Raw genomic sequence first — 18,817 nt, forward strand, 5'->3', positions numbered from 1 at the left:
AGATGAATGCGCGGTCCCTGTAGGAGCGGCCTTGTGTCGCGATGGGCCGCAAAGCGGCCCCAGCAATCTCAGACCAGTTCGGCCCGCTTCAGCTCACTCTTCAGGTAGGCATAGTAGATCGGCCCCGCCACCACCCCCGGCAGCCCGAACGCCGCTTCGAACACCAGCATCGCCAGCAGCAGTTCCCACGACTTGGCACTGATCTGCCCGCCCACGATCCGCGCGTTGAGGAAGTACTCGACCTTGTGGATGACGATCAGGTAACCCAGCGCCGCCGCCGCCACCCAGATCGACAGCGACAGGCCGACGATGGTGATCAGGGTATTCGACATCAGGTTGCCGATCACCGGCAGCAGGCCCAGCAGGAAGGTCAGCACGATCAGCGTCTTGGTCAGCGGCAGGTGCACGTCGAACATCGGCAGCACCACGGCCAGGAAGATGCCGGTGAAGGTAGTGTTGAGCAGCGAAATCTTGATCTGCGCGAAGACGATGTTGCGAAACGCCTGCACCAGCAGGCTCAGGCGCTCGAACAGCGCCGCCGCCAGCGGCTTGCGCCGGGAGATGTCGGGGATGCGCTGCAAGGCGACGATGGCGCCCAGGATCATGCCGATCAACAGGGTGACGAACATGTGCGCCATGCCCTTGCCCACCAGCTGCAGGTCGCTCAGGTGGCTCTTGATCCAGTCACCGATGGCTACCTTGAACTCCGCCGCACTGGCCGGCAGGTAGCCTTCGATGAACGGCGGCAGCTGCCCGCGGGCGCGCTCCACCAGGGCCATGAACTTGTCCAGCGAAGCCCCGGGGTTTTCCGCCTCGTGCAGCAAAAAGCTGAAAGCACCGGCAAACAGCAGGGTCAGGGTGCTGACCACCAGCGTGCCGAGCAGCGCTACAGCCAGCCAGCGGGCACGCTGCCCGGCAATCAGCGGCTGCAGCCGCGGCGTGAGCATGTTGACCAGCTCGAACACCAGCAGGCCGGCCAGCAGGCTCGGCAGCAATTTCAGGGGCAACGCCAGCAACAGGCCGGCAAACACGATGATCCAGCTGGCCAGGGTGACCTGGCGGGGGGTGAAGGTCATACAGCCTCAACGGCAGACAACGGGAAAGACCCGCAGTCTGCCAGCCTTACGTCTGCAGGCATAGGCGCAGGTCATTTCTTCTTCAGGCAGTCGCTCATGAACGCTTTGCGCTCGTCACCCTTCAGGGCCTTGGTGGTGGCGTCGGCGTTGCAGGTTTTCATCTTTTCTTGCTGGGTTTGCGGCACATCCTTCTTCAGGCAGGTGCTCATGAAGGCTTTGCGCTCATCGCCCTTGAGGGCCTTGGCGGTGGCGTCGGCGTTGCAGGTTTTCATCTTTTCCTGCTGCGCGGTATTGGCGGCGAAGCCTTGGGCGCTGAACAACACCGCCAACACCAGTAAGGGGATTTGCAGCACTTTCATGGAGTAGTCTCCTTGGCTCCGCGCCCGATGCACGGGGGTCGAGCTGAGTGTAGCCAAGAATTTCAACGCCCTGCCCGTGCCTGGCGGCGGTATTGCTCGGGCGTGCACTGGGCCTGGCGCTGGAACATGGCGATGAACGCCGAGGCGCTGCTGTAGCCCAGGTCGAAGGCGATGGCCTGGATCGGCTGGCCGGCCTCCAGCGCTTCAATGGCGCGCAGAAAGCGCAGGCGCAGGCGCCATTCGCCAAAACTGATGCCCAGCTCACGCAGAAACTGGCGGGCCAGGGTACGTTCGCTGACATGCACCTTGGCGGCCCAGTCGGCCAGCGGGCGGTTGTCGCCCGGCTCGGCACCGAGGGCATCGAGCACCTGGCGCAAGCCTTCGCTGTGGGCAAACGGCAGGTAGCAGGCCTGGGTGGGCGCCAGCAGCAACTGGTCGAGCAGCACTTGCACCAGGCGCTGGTCGCGCTCGCCCTCGGCCACCCGCAGGTCGCGCCGGGCGAAGTCGGCGAGGATGGCCTTGAGGATGTCGCTGATCATCAGGCTGCACGGTTGCTGCGGCAGTGCGGCGCACAGGCTGCGGTCCAGGTAGACAGAACGGTAGACGATGGCCTGCGGGTTGTAGCAGCCATGCTCAGTGTCGGGCGGCACCCACACGGCGTATTGCGGCGGCGACAGGAAGTGCTGGCCGGCGACCTCCAGATGCATCACGCCGTGGGCGGTGTAGTTGAGCTGGCCCCAGGCGTGGCGATGCAGGGCGCTGCGGGTGTCGGCACCGAACTCGTCGTGACGGAAGTACACCGGGGCCGGGAGCCGGGTGAACTGGGGAATGTCGAGGTATTTGCGCGGCATGCTGTCTGCTTTGCGGGGTGGGTTGTCTGGATAGGAGTATAGGCTTGTTGACAGACAGTTGATAATGGCTGCCATCGGGGCCTGCTGCGCAGGCCATCGCGACACAAGGCCGCTCCTACAGGGACCCGCGTTGTCTTCCGGGCCTGTGCGATACCTGTAGGAGCGGCCTTGTGTCGCGATGGGCTGCAAAGCAGCCCCAATCAGTCCAAAACGAGTAACCTGCTACATGAACTACCTGTTCCCCCTGACCGCCATCCTGATATGGGCCGGCAACACCGTGGTCACCAAGATGTCCGCCGGCGCCATCCACCCCGCCGAGATCGGCTTCTACCGCTGGCTGCTGGCCGCGCTGTTGTTCACCCCGTTCCTGCTGCCCGCCGTGTGGCGCAATCGCGCGGCCATTCGCCCGCACTTGGGCAAGGTTTTCGTGCTGGGCGTGCTGGGCATGGCGCTGTACCAGAGCCTGGCCTACTTCGCCGCCGGCATCACCAGCGCCACCAACATGGGCATCATCCTTTCGCTGATGCCGCTGATGTCGCTGGCACTGTCCATCGCCTGGCTGGGCCAACGCCTGAGCTACGGCGCCCTGCTGGGCGCGCTGGTGTCATTTTTCGGCGTGCTTGAAGTGGTCAGCGCCGGCCACCCCGCCAGCCTGTTGCAACAAGGCCTGAACAGCGGCGACCTGCTGATGCTGGTGGCCACACTGGCCTACGCGCTGTACAGCTTCCTGCTGAAGAAATGGCAGCTGCGCCTGCCACCGATGCAGCTGCTGTACCTGCAGGTGCTGGTAGCCATCGTCGTGCTGCTGCCGCTGTTCGTGCTGTCGGACAAGACTGGCCTGAACAACCGCAACATCGGCCTGGTGCTGTACGCCTGCGTGCTGGCCTCGATGATCGCACCCCTGGTGTGGATGCAGGCCGTGCACCGCCTGGGGCCCAGCCGCACCACGCTGTTCTTCAACCTGCTGCCGCTGGTCACGGCACTGATCGCCGCCGTGGTGCTCGACGAGCAGCTGGCCCGCTATCACCTGGTCGGCGGCCTGCTGACCCTGGCGGGCGTGGTGCTGGCCGAGCGCTGGACCACACCGATCCGTCGTTAGAGCCCTGCCGCCTTGAGCCGGGCGGCATGTTCGGTGAACAGCCGCACCGGTTCGGCACCCTTGCCCACCGCACCAAGCGACTGGTTGACGATATCCAGGTGGTCGAGCGGGTAATCGTCGCCGATCACCTGCCCCAGGTGCGAACTGAAGCGCCCGACCATACCGTCGCAATGGCCCCTTTCCTTGACGAAACTGCGCGCGAACAGGCGGCAGAAGTGGCTGCTGCCGTCGAAACGGTTGCGCCGCTGGTCGGTCAGGCCGGGCTGCAGGGTGCCGGACCAGGAGTAATAGCGCACGCCATCGACCTCATAGGCCCCCTCCCCGCCCCAAGTGTCTGGCAACCCCTGTGGATAAGCCTGGTTGAACAGCGCCACCCCGGCGCTGGTCAACGACTGGTGCGAGGCGTGTACATCCACCGGCAGCGGGTCGCGGCGCCAGCCGGTTTCCAGCCACACCAGCAGCACGGCCAAGCCATGCAGCACAGCCTTCAGGATGCGCCCCTGCGGGGAATCGCCCGGTGCCGTACGCTCCAGGTAGTCGGCCAGTTCCGAGCCATGGTTGGGCCCCGCCACCGAAGTGACCGAAGCCACCCGCCCGGGCCGCCTGGCGGCCGCGTAGCGCGCGCTCAGGGCACCCTGGCTGTGGCCGATGAGGTTGACCTTTTCCGCTCCGGTGCGCAGGCAGATGTCTTCGATGATGGCCAGCAACTGCTCGCCGCGCACCTCGCTGGAATGCAGTGGCGAAACCTGCACCGGGAACACCTGCGCCCCGCCCTTGCGCAGGGCCGGCACGATGCCGAACCAGTAGGGGTAGAGCACTACCCGGACAAAACCGAGCATGCCCGGCACCAGCACCAACGGGTATCGCGTGGCCAATTCCTGCTGCATTGCCCCAGCCCCTTTCCGTGGACGACCGGCCAACACTACAGCGGCCTTGATGACCATCGCAATCGAACTCCCGGCGCGCGCTGCGGTTCCAAACCACACATACCCTTTGCAAGGAGCGGGACCATGTACAAGCAGACCCTGGCAATCCTTCTGGCAAGCGCCACCCTCGCCGCCTGCGGCAGCCGCCCGGAAAACCCGGTGGACTATGTCACCTACCGCGACGAGCCGCTGGTCAAGCAGGTGGAAAAAGGCATGACCATGCAGAAAGTCATCGCCATCGGCGGCAGCCCGTCCAACGTGATCGACCTCCCCCATGGCGGCACCTGCAACGACTACATCCTCAACCACGATGGCCACCAGCAGCCCTACTACGTGCGCTTCGACGCCACCGGCCATGTCGACGCCAAGGGCTTCAAGACTTGCAAACAACGCGAAGAAGACAGCGACGCCGTCCACGGCGCCTGAGCCTTCCAGGCCATATCCATGACCACCCTGATGTTCCAGGAGATGAACATGAATGCGACTGAACTGACCGATGTGCAAACCCTGCGCGAACGTGCCCGCCAGCATGTCGAGCAAGGTGCGGTGACCGAGGGTTACGATGCTGATCGCCAACAGATCCTGCGCCTGCTCAATGATTCACTGGCCACCGAACTGGTCTGCGTGCTGCGCTACAAGCGTCACTACTTCATGGCCAGCGGCATCAAGGCCAGCGTGGCTGCCGATGAATTCCTCGAGCATGCCAACCAGGAAGCCGAGCACGCCGACAAGCTTGCCGAACGGATCGTGCAGTTAGGTGGAGAGCCGGATTTCAACCCGGACAACCTGAGCAAGCGGTCTCATGCCCAATATGTGGCGGGCACTTCATTGAAGGAGATGGTGCTGGAAGACCTGGTGGCGGAGCGGATCGCCATCGATAGCTATCGCGAGATCATTCGGTACATTGGGGATAAAGATCCGACTACGCGGCGGATTTTTGAAGACATCCTCGCGCAGGAAGAAGAGCACGCGGACGATATGTCCGACCTGTTGCAAGGCTTGTGATTGCTGGGGGCGCTTTGCGCCCCATCGCGACACAAGGCCGCTCCTACAGAGGGATCGCATCTCGGCAGATTTGCGCGATTCCCTGTAGGAGCGGCCTTGTGTCGCGATGGGCCGCGAAGCGGCCCCCTGCTATTTCCTCTCTTTCACCACCGCCGGCGCCTTGCCCGCCTTCATCTGCTGCAACAGCGGCGTGCACTGGTTGGGATCATCCCCGCTGCTAGGCGCAATCAGCGCCAGCAACCCCGCCGCCGGCCCGGCAACCACGCCCAACGCCACCATCCCCGCGCCGCGCAACGCCAGCGGCACCGCCTGCACCCCGGCACTGGGCTTGGCGAACGGCCCGCGCACATACAGCGGCGAGCGCAGCGAGAACAGCCGCAGCCCTTTCGATTCAGGGGTAATTTTCAGGTCCAGCTGCTCCGTGGCGAAATTGGCCGTGCCGTTGATGTAGATGATCGCGTTCTCGGTATCGAAGATGAACAGGCGCGTGGTCGCCAGGCCATCCTTGATGCCCACGTCAGCCGCTGCACAGTTGATCTTCACATCCTCATCACCAAACAGCTTGCCGACCACATAGTTGCCCACGTTCAACCCGGCAATCTCCATCAGGCTGCGGCTGATGGCGCCATCGTTGATCAACATGCGCAGGTCGCCATTGGCCGTGCCCAGCAAGGCGGCTACCGAGTTGCCCCGGCCGGTGATATCGGCATCGCCATTCAACTCACCGAAGCTGGTCTGCATCGGCGCAAAGGATGGGAACAACTGCTTGAGCTTGAAGCCCCGCGCCGTCAGCCGGGCACGTCCCTGCAATGGTACGTTGCGGCCATCCAGGCGGATCCTGGAAGCCAGGTTGCCGCCAGCCACGCCAAAACGCAGGGGCTCCAGGCGCAGCAGGCCGTCCTCCAGTATCACGTGGGCCGACAGGTCGTTGAACGGCAGTTGCGCGCTGTGCACGATGCGCTTGCCGGCGAAGGTGACGTCGGCGTCCATCGCGCGCCAGCGCTCGGTGCGGAACTCTTCCACCGGCAGCACCTTGCCCGCCGGCTGCTTGCTGGCACCCCCGCGGGCCTTCTGCTCGGCGTTGGAGTCGGCGCCGATCAGCGGCGCCAGGTCCTTGAACAGCAACTGGTTGGACACCAGGTTGCCGGACAGCTTGGGCCGTGGCTGGCTGGCAACGAAGGCCAGGTCGCCGTGGATATCGCTGTCACCGATCTTGCCGTTGAAGCCCTGGTAGTTGAAGGTCGCCCCTTGCGCCGCGTGCAGGTTGGCGCTGAGGTGGCCGTCGGTGGAATAGGCCGGGGTGTCGGGCAAGGTTACGCCGGTCAACGGGTAGAGGTTGCCCAGGCTGGCCCCGGACAGGCGCAGGCGCAGGTCGAGGGCGCCGAGGTTGCGCGGGTCGGTCAGGGTGCCGGCGAGCACCACATGGGTGTCGGCGATGCGCACGTCAGCCTGCAGCGGGAACGGCTGGCTGGCGTCCTGCAGGGCCAGCAGGCCGCCGATCTTGCCGGTACCGGACACCGGCTGGCCTTTGTAGCGGCCCTGGGCCTTGAGCCCGAAGGCGTAGTCCTGCGCGGCACCGGCCTTCTCGGCGCTGGCCTTGCCGACGATGTCGCTGAACGGGACAGGCTTGCCCAGCGGGTCGATCTGCACCTTCATGCTGGTTTTCAGGGTTTGGTCATCGAAGCTGACATTGCCCTGGTCGAAGCCGATCGCGCCAATGTCCAGCTGCCATTTGGAAGGCTCTGCGTTTTCATCCTTGGGGCCGAAGTCGAAGGCCCAGTTGGCGCGGCCATCGGCCAGGCGGGTGAGGCTGGCTGTGGGCTTGGTCAGGTCGATGCGCGGGATGCTGATCTGCTGGAACAGCAGCGGCAGCGGCGCCAGGCGGAACGCCACGCGCTCCAGGCCGACCATCTTCGGTTCCTTGAGCCACTCGGGGTTGCCCAGGGTCAGGTCTTCGGCAATGAAGTGCGGCCAGGGCACCCAGGCTCGCCAGCCCCCCTCTTCTGGTTCGGTGCGCCAGTCCACGGCAAGGTTGCCATTGATCGCGAAGGGCCGCTGCAGGGCCTCGGAGACTTTCTCGTTGAGCAGGGGCTTGACGCGGTTCCAGTCGAAGGTGGCGATCACCACCACCAGGATCGCCAGCAGGGTCAGCAGGCTGGTGAAGGTCCAGACGAGGATTCTGGCGGGACGCGTCATTGCGTGATTCTCCTTGCGGTATGGCACAGAACAGGTGCAGCGGTGGCACTCAATATCTCGGACTGATGAAAACCCGTGGGGTTTTATCGATGGCGCCATGATAGCGAAGTTTTTCCTGGCCTTTTGCTCAGCAATTCGTCGCGCCAGGCCATACGTGTTACCCGCATACATCGCCATCAAATTGCCACCTTCCAGCCTGGAAAGTGCTTTCTAGAGCAGGTTGCAACCTCTATCAATACGGTCGATTGTTACCATTACCCGTATGAACTTCTCTCTGGCGTTACCCGGCGTAGCATTGGCTCCGTACCCACTTTCCAGCCCCCGAGAGGAGCACCGAAATCATGAAACGCCATCTGCTGACCCTGACCCTGTCCATCCTGGCCGCCAACGCTTTTGCCCTGCCAGCCGACGAGCAACACCTGACCGCCGAATCGCGCTCCAGCGCTGCCGAAATCGCCCAGCCGCTGAAAACCGTTGCCGAAGGTGGCTCCGATCGCCTGATCGAACGTAGTGGCCGTGTTGCCGAAGGTGGCTCCGATCGCCTGATCGAACGTAGTGGCCGCGTTGCCGAAGGTGGCTCGGATCGCCTGATCGAACGTAGTGGCCGTGTTGCCGAAGGTGGCTCCGATCGCCTGATCGAACGTAGTGGCCGTGTTGCCGAAGGTGGCTCCGATCGCCTGATCGAACGTAGTGGCCGCGTTGCCGAAGGTGGCTCCGATCGCCTGATCGAACGTAGTGGCCGCGTTGCCGAAGGTGGCTCCGATCGCCTGATCGAACGTAGTGGCCGCGTTGCCGAAGGTGGCTCGGATCGCCTTATCGAACGTAGTGGCCGCGTTGCCGAAGGTGGCTCCGATCGCCTGGTTGAACTCAGCCGTGTGAGCTGATCACCATGGCCGAAAAGAACAACCTCTGTCACAACACTTGCTCCCCTCCAGGCCCGGTCCATTGACCGGGCTTTGTTTTTTTAACTAGAGTGCCCAGCCTTACCGCCACAGAAGCCCGCACCATGCTGCCGCGCGCCGAACAGAAGCTACAGACCCGCCAGGCCCTGCTCGATGCCGCCTGCCAGCTCATGGAGAGTGGCCGTGGTTTCGGCAGTATCAGCCTGCGCGAAGTGGCGAAGACGGCCGGCATCGTACCCACCGGCTTCTACCGGCATTTTTCCGACATGGACGCCCTGGGCCTGGCCCTGGTTGCCGAGGTCGACACTACCTTCCGCCAGACCATCCGCCTGGTGCGCCAGAACGAATTCGAACTGGGCGGCATCACCGACGCCTCGGTGCGCATCTTCCTCGACGTGGTTGCCGCCCACCGTGCGCAGTTCCTGTTCCTCGCCCGTGAGCAGTACGGCGGTTCGCAGGCCGTACGCCAAGCCATTGCCCGCCTGCGCCAGGACATCAGCGACGACCTGGCCACCGACCTGGCGCGGATGAAGCGCTGGCAGCACCTGGATAGCGCCGCGCTGGCGGTGATGGCCGACCTGGTGGTGAAAACCGTGTTCGCCACCCTGCCAGAGCTTATCGACAGCCCCGAAGCGGGTTATCCACAGGCGTTGACGCCGCAGGAAAAGATCACCCAGCAGTTGCGCTTCATCTTCGTGGGGGCGCGGCATTGGCAGGGGTTGGGCAACCCGGGCTGATCGGTAGCCTGTGCCGGCCTCTTCGCGGGCATGCCCGCTCCCACAGGTACCCCGCATTGCTCGAACCTTGTGGTGATCCTGTGGGAGCGGGCGTGCCCGCGAAGAGGCCGGCACAGGCTACCCACAACCCAGTTCTGCTACCATGGCGCCCTGCCCGACAGCGACGAGCGCCGAAATGTCCGACCCCCGCCCCACCCTGCCCGAACTGGCCCGCTTCAACCAGCACTTCGCCGAACGCATCGTGCCGTTGTGGCAAGGCCCGGGCTGGAACGCCGACATGGCCCTGCCCTACGAGGCACTGGACGCCCAGCACCAGCCATTGCCGGTGCAGCGCTACCGGGCCATGGCCTGCGCGCGTCAGCTGTACCTGTTCAGCAGCCGCATCGGGCAACCGGGCGCAGCCGAGCGTGCGGCCGCCTTGTTCCGCTCGCTGCAGAAGCACTTCCACGACGCCGAACACGGCGGCTGGTTCTACAGCATCGACGCCCAGGGCAAACCGCTGGACCGGCGCAAGGACCTCTACACTCACGCCTTCATCGTCTTCGCCTGTGCACATTACTGGGGCAAGGTGCGTGAAAACCTGGTGGAGTCCACGCTGAACGCCGCGCTGGACATCATCGACCAGCAGTTCGCCCGCGACGATGGCCTGTACGAAGCCAGCCTCGCTGAAGACTGGGCCGACCTTGGCAGCGGCCCGCTGCAGAACCCGCAGATGCACCTGGCCGAAGCCTTCCTGCAGGTGCTGGCGGTGCGTGACGACGAGCATGCCCAGCAGTCGTTGCTGCACCTGTGCGAGGCGCTGCAGGAACACTTCATCGACCCCGCCCACGGCCTGATGCTGGAAAAGCCACGCGGCACTGTGGATAACTGGTTCGAGCCAGGGCACCAGTTCGAGTGGTTCTACCTGCTGCATACCTCGCCACTGCTGCGTGATACGCCGCTGCATGCGTCCATCGACCGGGCTTTCGGCTACGCCGAGCAGTACGGGGTGAAGGACACCGCGGTACTGGCGATGCTGGATGTGGATGGCCAGGTGCTCGACGCCACCCAGCGGATCTGGGCGCAGGCGGAATACCTGCGGGCGCTGGTGTTGCGGACAGGGGGCGAGGCGAAGCTGGCCGGGCAGTTGCAGGCGCTGGAAGCGCGGTTCCTGCGTGAGGCGGGCTGGTATGAGTGCCGGGATGGGCAAGGTAGTGTCAGCCGGCATGATATGCCTTCTACTACGCCCTACCACTTGGCGACTTGCCTGGAAGGGTTGCAGCGCCTGGGCTGACGCATTCGCGGGTGAACCCGCTCCCACAGGGATAGCGCCTGCTCTGAAACCGGTGCAGTACCTGTGGGAGCGGGTTTACCCGCGAAGAGGCCCTCGGATCAGTCTTTGACCGACCGGTCGATCGAGAACCCTGCCCAGTCCTGGCTCACCGGCATCAACTCGAGGCTGTTGATGTTGATATGCGCCGGCTGGTTGAGGATCCAGAAGATGGTCTCGGCAATGTCCTGCGGCTGGATCGGCTCGGCACCGGCGTAGGTGGCGTCGTATTTGGCCTGGTCACCGCCGAAGCGCACCAGCGAGAACTCGCTCTCGCACAGGCCCGGCTCGATGTTGCTCACGCGCACGCCCGTACCCCGCAGGTCGCAGCGCAGGCTCAACGAGAACTGGCCGACGAAGGCCTTGGTGCCGCCGTACACGTTGCTGCCCGGGTACGGGTAGTTGCCCGCCACCGAACCTACGTTGAGGATCGACGCCCCACGGCCATGGGCGATCAGCCGTGGCAGCAGCAGGCGGGTGGTGTACATCAGGCCCTTGATGTTGGTGTCGACCATGGTTTCCCAGTCGTCCAGGCTGCAGTTCTGCGCCGCGTCCACACCCAGCGCCAGGCCTGCGTTGTTGACCAGGCCGCGCAGCTTGTCGAAGCCGGCCGGCAAGTTGGCGATGGCCTGCTCCATGGCCTTGCGGTCACGCACGTCGAGCACCAGGCCATGTACTTCGGTCTTGGCCGACAGTTCGGCGCACAGGGCGTCCAGGCGCTCCTTGCGGCGGCCAGTGAGCACCAGCTTCCAGCCGGCTTCGGCGAAGCGGCGGGCAGTGGCCTCGCCGAAACCGGAAGTCGCGCCAGTGATGAATACGGTGGACGTCATGCTCTGTTCCTCACGGTGGATTGTCATCGGCAGGCTTGCAGCATGCCCGCGCCGGGCGCTTGCAGCAACCCGCCCGGGGCACTGTTCATTTTTTGATCATATGCGGCAAACCCTTGCAGCAGAGGGCTCGGCACCAGCTATGCGCATGTTATCCACAAGGCTTTCCCCACGGATTGGGGGCAACTTGTCCACGGTGCGGAACCCTTTCAGCGACTTGTGGTCGGTGGATATCTTTTCGGTGATGGCGCAAGGCTTTCAAGCATGCTGTCTGCAGCGGTCTGTCCAAGGTTTTTTCACAGGGTTATCCACAGGTTTTGCGCGCGCCTTGGAATGAATGCAGGGCTTTGAAAAACCTGGGAAAATCATCCACAAGTCACCTGTGATCAAAAAATGATCATGAAGCTGCAGGGCTTGGTATCAAAGGGCTTGAGCGAGATGCCACCATGTTTTCCACAGGCGGTTCCACATTATCCGTGGAAAAGATCGGGCCTGTGGAAACAAGGGCTTGAGATGGGATGCTGGAGTGTATGGAGGCAGGCCCGCGACAAGTTGTCCACATTTGGAATCGGGGCTGCTTTGCAGCCCATCGCGACACAAGGCCGCTCCTACAAGGGGCCGCGATGCCACATGGAATCGCAGATCGCCTGTAGGAGCGGCCTTGTGTCGCGATGGGCCGCAAAGCGGCCCCCGCATGCAACTCAATGCCCGCCGAGATAGGCGTTACGCACTTCCTCGTTGACCAACAGCTCCTGCCCCGTCCCGCTCATGCGAATCTGCCCGTTGACCATCACATAAGCCCGGTCCGACAGTTTCAGCGCATGGTTGGCGTTCTGCTCCACCAGGAAGATGGTCATCCCGGTCTTGGCCAATTCACGCAAGGTCGAGAAGATCTGCTTGACCACGATCGGCGCCAGCCCCAGCGATGGCTCATCCAGCAGCAACAACTTTGGCCGGCTCATCAGCGCGCGGGCAATGGCCAGCATCTGCTGCTCGCCACCGGACATGGTCATGGCCCTCTGGTTACGCCGCTCTTTCAGGCGCGGGAACAGCTCGTACATGCGCTGCATGTCTTCGTCGGCATGCTTGTCACCGATGGGGATGGTACCCATCATCAGGTTCTCCTCGACGGTCATGTCGGGGAACACCCGGCGCCCTTCCGGCGACTGGGCGATGCCGTTGGAAGCGATGTAGTGCGACGACTTGCGAGTGATGTCGGTGCCGCGGTACACGATATGCCCCGACGCCGCCCGCGGCTGGCCGAAGATCGACATCAGCAGGGTCGACTTGCCGGCACCGTTGGCGCCGATCAGGCTGACCGTCTCGCCCTCGTTGATGTGCATCGAGACCTTTTTCAGCGCCTGGATCGGGCCGTAGAACACGTCCAGGTCCTTCAGTTCGAGAATGGGTGCACTCATACCAGTTCCTCTTCATCGGCACCCAGGTAGGCGGCGATCACCGTCGGGTTGTGGCGGATATCCTGCGGCGCGCCTTCGGCAATCACGTTGCCGTGGTCGAGCACCACGATATGGTCGGAAATGCTCATGACCATGCCCATGTCGTGTTCGATCAGCACCACGGTGATGTCGTGCTCGTCGCGCAGCACGCGGATCATGCGGCTGAGAGCTTCGGTTTCCTGTGGGTTCAGGCCAGCCGCCGGTTCGTCCAGGCAGATGATCTTCGGCCGCGTGCACATGGCCCGGGCGATTTCCAGGCGGCGCTGCTGGCCGTACGACAACTCGCCAGCCAGGCGGTTGGCGCAATCGACCAGGTCGACCACCTCCAGCCAGTAGAACGCGTGGTCCAACGCGTCGCTCTCGGCCTTGCGGTAGGCCTTGGTGTTGAGCACCCCGGCCAGCAGGTTGCGGTTGACCCACATGTGCTGGGCCACCAGCAGGTTCTCCACCACCGACATTTCCTTGAACAGGCGAATGTTCTGGAAGGTGCGTGCCAGGCCGGCGCGGTTGACCAGGTGAGTACCGCCGAACATCTTGTAGTACATGCGGTTGGCAAAGCGCGCCGGCGAGACGAAGTCCGCCACCTGGAAGCGCTCGCCGAGCAGCTGGATGACATTGGTGTGGCTGCCGCGCACGTTCAGCTCGATGCGCCCGCCACTGGCCTTGTAGAACCCGGTCAGGCAGTTGAACACAGTAGTCTTGCCCGCACCGTTGGGGCCGATCAGGGCGAAGATCTGGTTGCGCCGGACCTTCAGGCTGACATCGCTGAGCGCCTTGATGCCACCGAACTGCATCATCAGGTTGTCGACCGAGAGAATGATATCGTCGCTCATGGCGCCACTCCTTTACGCGGGGTCACACCGGTACGGCTGATGCGGATCAGCCCACGCGGTCGCCAGATCATCATCAGCACCATCAGCACACCGAACAGCAGCACGCGGTATTCGGAGAAGCTGCGCAGCAGCTCGGGCGCCACGGTCAGCACGAAGGCCGCGATCACTACACCTACGGTCGAGCCCATGCCACCGAGCACGACGATGGCGAGGATCAGCGCCGACTCGAAGAAGGTGAACGACGACGGGTTGACGAAGCCCTGGTAGGTGGCAAAGAACACCCCGGCCAGGCCGGCGGTGGAGGCACCCAGGGTAAACGCCGAAAGCTTGACCAGCACGTGGTTCAGGCCCATCGAGCGGCAGGCGATCTCGTCTTCGCGTAGCGCTTCCCAGGCACGGCCGACCGGCATGCGGGTCAGGCGATGCTTGATGTACAGCACGGCCAGCACAACGATGAACAGCACTGCGTAGATGAACACGAACTTGAGGTTGGCGTTGTAATCGAAGCCGAAGAACTCGTGGATCGGTACCCCACCGTCCTTGGCCCTACGGCCGAACTCCAGGCCGAAGAAGGTCGGCGCCGGTGCCGGCATGCCGTTCGGGCCGCCGGTGAACGACAACCAGTTGTTCAGCACCAGGCGGATGATCTCGCCGAAGCCCAGGGTCACGATCGCCAGGTAGTCGCCGTGCATCCGCAGCACCGGGAAGCCGAGTATGCACCCCGCCAGCGCCGCGGCGATGGCCGCCAGTGGCAGCACGCTCCAGAAGCCCAGGCCAAGGTACTGGTAACCCAGCGCCAGGCCGTACGCACCGATGGCATAGAACGCCACGTAGCCCAGGTCGAGCAGGCCGGCCAGGCCAACCACGATGTTCAGGCCCAGGCCCAGCAGCACGTAGATCAGGCCGAGGATGACCACGGTCAGCAGGTACTTGTTGGCGAAGATCGGGAAGACGATGGCAATCACCACCAGCGCAGGGATGATATAGCGCAGCCGCGATACGTAGTCCGGCGCGCGCACATGCACGCCTGAGCCACCGCTTTCGAAGCCCTGGAGCATGCGCGAGCCGGCGGCCGTCTGCAGGTACAGGCTGAGCAGGAAGCGCCCCAGCATCACCCCGCCGACCAGCCAGGCCACACGCCGCGGCTCGGCATTGAAGGTGTAGCCGTCGAGCACCACGCCGACCACAGGGCCAAATACGATGAGTGCCAGCAGGCCGGCGACGATGGTCTCCAGCAGGCTGCGTTTGATGTCGAAACTTCTGGTTTCAGTAACGGAGGCAGTTTTGGCAATGGACATGTTCACACCTTAGCCACGAGCGGGCGACCCAGCAGGCCTTGTGGGCGGAAGATAAGGATCATCACCAGCAGCGAGAAGCTGAACACGTCCTTGTAGTCGGAGTTGATCAGGCCAGAGAACAGCGACTCGGAAATACCCAGGATGATCCCGCCGAGCATGGCGCCAGGCAGCGAGCCGATACCGCCGAGCACCGCGGCGGTGAACGCCTTGATGCCGATGATGAAGCCGGCGTAGAAGTCGAAGGTGCCGTAGTTCATGGTGATCAGCACGCCGGCCAGGGCGGCCATCACAGCACCGATGACGAACACGTAGGAGATCACCCGGTCGGTGTTGATGCCCAGGATCGAGGCCATCTTGCGGTCTTGCTGGGTGGCACGGCACATGCGGCCGAGCTTGGTGTACTTGATCACGTAGGTGAGCAGGCCCATGCCAACGAAGGCTGCCACCAGGATGAAGATCTTGGTGTAGGTCAGTTGCACGAAGCCGGTGCCCACTTCGACACGCCAGGCACCTTCCAGCAGGGTTGGCACGCCTTGCTGGCGGGCGCCCTGGCTGATCTGCGCGTAGTTCTGCAGGATCAGCGAGATGCCGATGGCACTGATCAGCGGTGCCAGGCGGGTGGAGTTGCGCAGGGGTTTGTAGGCGATGCGTTCGATGGTGAAGCCGTACACACCGGTGACGACGATGGTGAACAACAGGGTGCCCAGCATCAACAGGGGGAACGACTCGATACCGAAATAAGCCAGCAATGCCAGGCTGATCGCCGCGAGGTACGCGGAAATCATATACACCTCGCCGTGCGCGAAGTTGATCATGCCGATGATGCCATAGACCATTGTGTAGCCGATGGCGATCAGGCCATAGACCGACCCGAGGGTCAGGCCGTTGACCAGTTGCTGCAGGAAAATACCATCCATAACGCAATCTCACCTGATTGAGATTGCACGAGCGCCGACCACGGCGGGCCTGGGACAAGGCGGCCCTCGCAGCGCAGTACTGTGCAGATCTACGGATAAAGACAGGTACCGCGGGGCTTTGGCCCGGGGGCTGACGCGCCCGGGCCGTGGGCCGTTGTTATTTTTGTTTTTCCAGCTGGTGGTACTTGCCTTGGGCATCCCACTGGTAGACCACATAGTCGGACACGGTCAGGTCACCCTTCGAGTCCCACTTTTTCTCGCCCATGACGGTCTGCACCGGGTTGGCCTTGAGCCACTTGGCAGCGTCTTCGCCCTTGTTCGACTTTGCGCCGTTGAACGCAGCAGCCAGGGCCTGCAGCGAGGCATAGGCGTACAGGGTGTAGCCTTCAGGTTCGGTACCGGCCTTGCGGAACTCCTCCACCACCGCCTTGCTGTCCGGCAGCAGGCGCGGGTCGGCGCCGAAGGTCATGTACACGCCATCGACGTACTGCGCGCCGCCGGCGGTGGACACCAGTTCATCGGTGACGATGCCGTCATCGGACATGAACTTGACGTCCTTCAGGCCCTGCTCGCGCAGCTGGCGTACCAGCGGGCCGGCTTCCGGGTGCAGGCCGCCGAAGTAGACCACGTCGGCACCGGTGGAACGGATCTTGGTGACGACGGCGCTGAAGTCTTTCTCGCCGCGGGTCAGGCCTTCGTACAGCACCGGCTTGACGCCGCGTTTCTCCAGCTGTGCCTTGGTCGCGTCGGCCAGGCCTTGGCCGTAGGTGTCCTTGTCGTGCAGCACCGCGACTTTCTTGCCCTTGAGCACGTCGACGATGTAGTCGCCGGCGACGATGCCCTGCTGGTCGTCACGGCCGCACATGCGGAACATGGCGCCCAGGCCGCGCTCGGTAACCTGTGGGTTGGTGGAGCCAGGGGTGATGGCGATGACGCCAGCCTCGTCATACACCTCGGAGGCCGGGATGGTGTTGGAGGAACAGAAGTGGCCGACCACGCCGATCACCTTGTCCTGGTCGACCAGGCGGTTGGCCACGGCCACGGCCTGCTTCGGCTCGCAGGCGTCATCGCCTTTGACCAGCACGATTTTCTCGCCGTTCACGCCACCGGCGGCGTTGATCTTGTCGGCCGCTGCCTGCGCACCTTTCATGTACTGCTCGCCAAACGCTGCGTTAGCCCCGGTCATCGGGCCCGCTACACCGATCTTGACGTCGGCCTGAACATACGAAGAAACACCCAGTGCCGTAGCTACGGCCAGAGCCAGGAAACCTTTCTTGTAAAACGTCTGCGACATGAGGTGGTGCTCCTAGAGTTTTTTTTGGTTGGCACTACAACTTCTCAGCCCTGTGCTCTGAGCAAGGGCCGTGCCATAGGTTTTGTCTTCCGGGAAAACACACTGTGCAGGTTGCCGGCAGGCGACCGACGGCCTTTTCTTTATTGAGCGTGCAACCGTCTGCCACGCGGCAGGCGCCACCACACGTACAGACAAGGAGCAACCATCGGGTGCCATCATTGCAACCCTGGCAAGTGTTTACGTGCAACCGCCCTGTAACAGCGGACGTCACCGAACTGCACACAGCTGGTGCGCGACTGCTACAGGCGGCACCGTTTCAAGGCTAGCTGGTGCACGAAAAAACACCTCTGTTTTGGCAGTTCCGGCCCTATCGCCGGCAAGCCAGCTCCCACAGGAACACTGCAAATTTCGGCCGTGTGGGTTACTTGTGGGAGCTGGCTTGCCGGCGATAGGGCCGCAACAGGCACAACAAGGCCGAAAAGGCTGGCACAATGTCCGCCATTCGCCGCTTCCGGAGCCCCATTGATGAGCGAGAGCGCATTCGCCGAGCGCATCGTGCACAACCTGCTCGACACCGACTTCTACAAACTCACCATGATGCAGGGCGTGCTGCACAACTACCCGGACGCCGACGTCGAGTGGGAATTCCGCTGCCGCAACGGCGAGGACCTGCGCCCCTACCTCGGCGAGATCCGCAACCAGCTCGAACTGCTCAGCGACCTCACCCTGGATGACGGCCAGCTGGCATTCCTCGAACGTATCAGCTTCCTCAAGCCTGACTTCCTGCGCTTTCTGCGCCTGTTCCGCTTCAACCTGCGCTACGTACGCCTGGGGATAGAAAACGACCAGCTGTTCCTGCGCCTGAAAGGCCCGTGGCTGCATGTGATCCTGTTCGAAGTGCCGCTGCTGGCGATCATCAGCGAAGTGCGCAACCGCCATCTGCACCCGCGCATGCGCCTGGCCGAGGCCCGCGACCAGCTGTACCGCAAGTTCGACTGGCTGCGCGCACATGCCAGCGACGATGAACTGGCCGAACTGCAGGTGGCCGACTTCGGCACCCGTCGGCGCTTTTCCAGCCGTGTGCAGGAAGAAGTGGTGCGTGTGCTGCGCGACGATTTCCCGGGCCGCTTCGTCGGCACCAGCAACGTCGACCTGGCATGGAAACTGGATATCAAGCCGCTGGGCACCATGGCCCATGAATGGATCATGGCCCACCAGCAACTCGGCCCGCGACTGATCGACAGCCAGATCGCCGCGCTGGACTGCTGGGTGCGCGAGTACCGCGGCCTGCTCGGTATCGCCCTGACCGATTGCATCACCATGGATGCCTTCCTCGGCGATTTCGACCTGTACTTCGCCAAGCTGTTCGACGGCCTGCGCCACGACTCGGGCGAACCGGTGGCCTGGGCGGAAAAGGCCATTGCCCATTACCAGAAACTGGGTATCGACCCGATGACCAAGACCCTGGTGTTTTCCGACGGTCTCAACCTGACCCGCTCGCTGGAAATCTTCCGTGCCCTGCGCGGTCGCATCAACGTCAGCTTTGGCATCGGCACCAACCTGACCTGTGATATCCCGGGCGTGGCCCCGATGAGCATCGTGCTTAAAATGACCGACTGCAACGGCGCGCCGGTGGCGAAGATCTCGGACGAAGCCGCCAAGACCCAATGCCGCGACGAGAACTTCGTCGCCTACATGCGCCATGTATTCAAAGTCCCCAGCAAGGAGTAA

18 protein-coding genes are annotated in these 18,817 nt (G+C 63.4%); 7 read left to right on the forward strand and 11 right to left on the reverse strand.

The genetic code is table 11. The annotated features are described in order from the left end of the window. Nucleotides 1-68: 68 nt before the first annotated feature. The 3 genes from C163_RS23265 to C163_RS23275 form a co-directional block, all read right to left on the reverse strand. The gene (locus C163_RS23265) at nt 69-1,076 is read right to left on the reverse strand and encodes an AI-2E family transporter (RefSeq protein WP_025340806.1); all 1,008 of its coding nucleotides are present in this window, start codon (nt 1,074-1,076) and stop codon (nt 69-71) included. Nucleotides 1,077-1,147: 71 nt separating this feature from the next. Then, nucleotides 1,148-1,435 (reverse strand): PsiF family protein, encoded by a 288-nt coding sequence (locus C163_RS23270; RefSeq protein WP_003258250.1) that lies wholly within the window; start codon nt 1,433-1,435, stop codon nt 1,148-1,150. Nucleotides 1,436-1,497: 62 nt separating this feature from the next. Beyond that, complete coding sequence (locus C163_RS23275) at nt 1,498-2,286, reverse strand: helix-turn-helix domain-containing protein (RefSeq protein ID WP_025340807.1); 789 nt, start codon at nt 2,284-2,286, stop codon at nt 1,498-1,500. A gap of 226 nt (nt 2,287-2,512) precedes the next feature. Between C163_RS23275 and C163_RS23280 the strand changes: the two genes are divergently transcribed. Next, entirely contained in the window at nt 2,513-3,385 is an 873-nt protein-coding gene (locus tag C163_RS23280; RefSeq protein WP_025340808.1) for a DMT family transporter, read from the forward strand. Here the strand turns inward: C163_RS23280 and C163_RS23285 are convergent. Then, on the reverse strand, nt 3,382-4,272 hold the full coding sequence (locus tag C163_RS23285; protein ID WP_025340809.1) for a triacylglycerol lipase: 891 nt from the start codon (nt 4,270-4,272) through the stop codon (nt 3,382-3,384). The genes C163_RS23280 and C163_RS23285 overlap by 4 nt on opposite strands. A 123-nt stretch (nt 4,273-4,395) precedes the next feature. Here C163_RS23285 and osmE point away from each other — a divergent pair, with 123 nt between their 5' ends. Then, on the forward strand, nt 4,396-4,737 hold the full coding sequence (osmE, locus tag C163_RS23290) for an osmotically-inducible lipoprotein OsmE (protein WP_015271980.1): 342 nt from the start codon (nt 4,396-4,398) through the stop codon (nt 4,735-4,737). A gap of 48 nt (nt 4,738-4,785) precedes the next feature. After that, entirely contained in the window at nt 4,786-5,316 is a 531-nt protein-coding gene (locus C163_RS23295; RefSeq protein ID WP_025340810.1) for a bacterioferritin, read from the forward strand. A 129-nt stretch (nt 5,317-5,445) separates the two neighbouring features. Here C163_RS23295 and C163_RS23300 read toward each other — a convergent pair whose 3' ends face one another. Continuing rightward, complete coding sequence (locus C163_RS23300; RefSeq protein ID WP_025340811.1) at nt 5,446-7,512, reverse strand: AsmA family protein; 2,067 nt, start codon at nt 7,510-7,512, stop codon at nt 5,446-5,448. A 341-nt stretch (nt 7,513-7,853) separates the two neighbouring features. On the opposite strand from C163_RS23300, the gene C163_RS23305 reads away from it, so the two are divergent. From C163_RS23305 to C163_RS23315, 3 genes are all read left to right on the forward strand, one after another. After that, a complete protein-coding gene (locus tag C163_RS23305) occupies nt 7,854-8,396 on the forward strand; it encodes a hypothetical protein (RefSeq protein ID WP_025340812.1) in 543 nt (180 codons plus the stop codon). Nucleotides 8,397-8,518: 122 nt separating this feature from the next. Continuing rightward, nucleotides 8,519-9,151, forward strand: coding sequence for an HTH-type transcriptional repressor FabR (gene fabR, locus C163_RS23310; RefSeq protein WP_015271984.1), 633 nt, complete (start codon nt 8,519-8,521; stop codon nt 9,149-9,151). Between the two features lie 175 nt (nt 9,152-9,326). After that, complete coding sequence (locus tag C163_RS23315) at nt 9,327-10,424, forward strand: AGE family epimerase/isomerase (protein WP_025340813.1); 1,098 nt, start codon at nt 9,327-9,329, stop codon at nt 10,422-10,424. A gap of 98 nt (nt 10,425-10,522) precedes the next feature. On the opposite strand, the gene C163_RS23320 is transcribed toward C163_RS23315, so the two are convergent. From C163_RS23320 to C163_RS23345, 6 genes are all read right to left on the reverse strand, one after another. Beyond that, nucleotides 10,523-11,290 carry an SDR family oxidoreductase gene (locus C163_RS23320; protein WP_025340814.1) on the reverse strand — a complete coding sequence of 256 codons (768 nt, stop codon included), beginning with the start codon at nt 11,288-11,290 and terminating at the stop codon, nt 10,523-10,525. 698 nt (nt 11,291-11,988) lie between these two features. Then, nucleotides 11,989-12,705: an ABC transporter ATP-binding protein gene (locus C163_RS23325; RefSeq protein WP_015271986.1), complete on the reverse strand. Its 717-nt coding sequence runs from the start codon at nt 12,703-12,705 to the stop codon at nt 11,989-11,991. Continuing rightward, complete coding sequence (locus C163_RS23330) at nt 12,702-13,577, reverse strand: ATP-binding cassette domain-containing protein (RefSeq protein ID WP_025340815.1); 876 nt, start codon at nt 13,575-13,577, stop codon at nt 12,702-12,704. The genes C163_RS23325 and C163_RS23330 overlap by 4 nt, the downstream gene beginning before the upstream one ends. Then, nucleotides 13,574-14,875 (reverse strand): high-affinity branched-chain amino acid ABC transporter permease LivM, encoded by a 1,302-nt coding sequence (livM, locus tag C163_RS23335; RefSeq protein ID WP_025340816.1) that lies wholly within the window; start codon nt 14,873-14,875, stop codon nt 13,574-13,576. Before livM ends, C163_RS23330 begins: the two co-directional genes overlap by 4 nt. Nucleotides 14,876-14,877: 2 nt before the next feature. After that, on the reverse strand, nt 14,878-15,792 hold the full coding sequence (locus C163_RS23340) for a branched-chain amino acid ABC transporter permease (RefSeq protein WP_013974411.1): 915 nt from the start codon (nt 15,790-15,792) through the stop codon (nt 14,878-14,880). A 157-nt stretch (nt 15,793-15,949) separates the two neighbouring features. Further along, a complete protein-coding gene (locus C163_RS23345) occupies nt 15,950-17,086 on the reverse strand; it encodes a branched-chain amino acid ABC transporter substrate-binding protein (RefSeq protein ID WP_015271988.1) in 1,137 nt (378 codons plus the stop codon). 525 nt (nt 17,087-17,611) lie between these two features. On the opposite strand from C163_RS23345, the gene pncB reads away from it, so the two are divergent. Next, nucleotides 17,612-18,817 (forward strand): nicotinate phosphoribosyltransferase, encoded by a 1,206-nt coding sequence (pncB, locus tag C163_RS23350; protein ID WP_025340817.1) that lies wholly within the window; start codon nt 17,612-17,614, stop codon nt 18,815-18,817.

This window comes from Pseudomonas sp. FGI182 (assembly GCF_000511325.1).
GTDB lineage: Bacteria > Pseudomonadota > Gammaproteobacteria > Pseudomonadales > Pseudomonadaceae > Aquipseudomonas > Aquipseudomonas putida_Z.

Excerpts from the sequence above, each read along its gene's own strand:
- C163_RS23265 (WP_025340806.1), bottom strand. The coding sequence starts at position 1,076 with ATGACCTTCACCCCCCGCCAGGTCACCCTGGCCAGCTGGATCATCGTG.
- C163_RS23270 (WP_003258250.1), bottom strand. The coding sequence starts at position 1,435 with ATGAAAGTGCTGCAAATCCCCTTACTGGTGTTGGCGGTGTTGTTCAGC.
- C163_RS23275 (WP_025340807.1), bottom strand. The coding sequence starts at position 2,286 with ATGCCGCGCAAATACCTCGACATTCCCCAGTTCACCCGGCTCCCGGCC.
- C163_RS23280 (WP_025340808.1), top strand. The coding sequence starts at position 2,513 with ATGAACTACCTGTTCCCCCTGACCGCCATCCTGATATGGGCCGGCAAC.
- C163_RS23285 (WP_025340809.1), bottom strand. The coding sequence starts at position 4,272 with ATGCAGCAGGAATTGGCCACGCGATACCCGTTGGTGCTGGTGCCGGGC.
- osmE (WP_015271980.1), top strand. The coding sequence starts at position 4,396 with ATGTACAAGCAGACCCTGGCAATCCTTCTGGCAAGCGCCACCCTCGCC.
- C163_RS23295 (WP_025340810.1), top strand. The coding sequence starts at position 4,786 with ATGAATGCGACTGAACTGACCGATGTGCAAACCCTGCGCGAACGTGCC.
- C163_RS23300 (WP_025340811.1), bottom strand. The coding sequence starts at position 7,512 with ATGACGCGTCCCGCCAGAATCCTCGTCTGGACCTTCACCAGCCTGCTG.
- C163_RS23305 (WP_025340812.1), top strand. The coding sequence starts at position 7,854 with ATGAAACGCCATCTGCTGACCCTGACCCTGTCCATCCTGGCCGCCAAC.
- fabR (WP_015271984.1), top strand. The coding sequence starts at position 8,519 with ATGCTGCCGCGCGCCGAACAGAAGCTACAGACCCGCCAGGCCCTGCTC.
- C163_RS23315 (WP_025340813.1), top strand. The coding sequence starts at position 9,327 with ATGTCCGACCCCCGCCCCACCCTGCCCGAACTGGCCCGCTTCAACCAG.
- C163_RS23320 (WP_025340814.1), bottom strand. The coding sequence starts at position 11,290 with ATGACGTCCACCGTATTCATCACTGGCGCGACTTCCGGTTTCGGCGAG.
- C163_RS23325 (WP_015271986.1), bottom strand. The coding sequence starts at position 12,705 with ATGAGTGCACCCATTCTCGAACTGAAGGACCTGGACGTGTTCTACGGC.
- C163_RS23330 (WP_025340815.1), bottom strand. The coding sequence starts at position 13,577 with ATGAGCGACGATATCATTCTCTCGGTCGACAACCTGATGATGCAGTTC.
- livM (WP_025340816.1), bottom strand. The coding sequence starts at position 14,875 with ATGTCCATTGCCAAAACTGCCTCCGTTACTGAAACCAGAAGTTTCGAC.
- C163_RS23340 (WP_013974411.1), bottom strand. The coding sequence starts at position 15,792 with ATGGATGGTATTTTCCTGCAGCAACTGGTCAACGGCCTGACCCTCGGG.
- C163_RS23345 (WP_015271988.1), bottom strand. The coding sequence starts at position 17,086 with ATGTCGCAGACGTTTTACAAGAAAGGTTTCCTGGCTCTGGCCGTAGCT.
- pncB (WP_025340817.1), top strand. The coding sequence starts at position 17,612 with ATGAGCGAGAGCGCATTCGCCGAGCGCATCGTGCACAACCTGCTCGAC.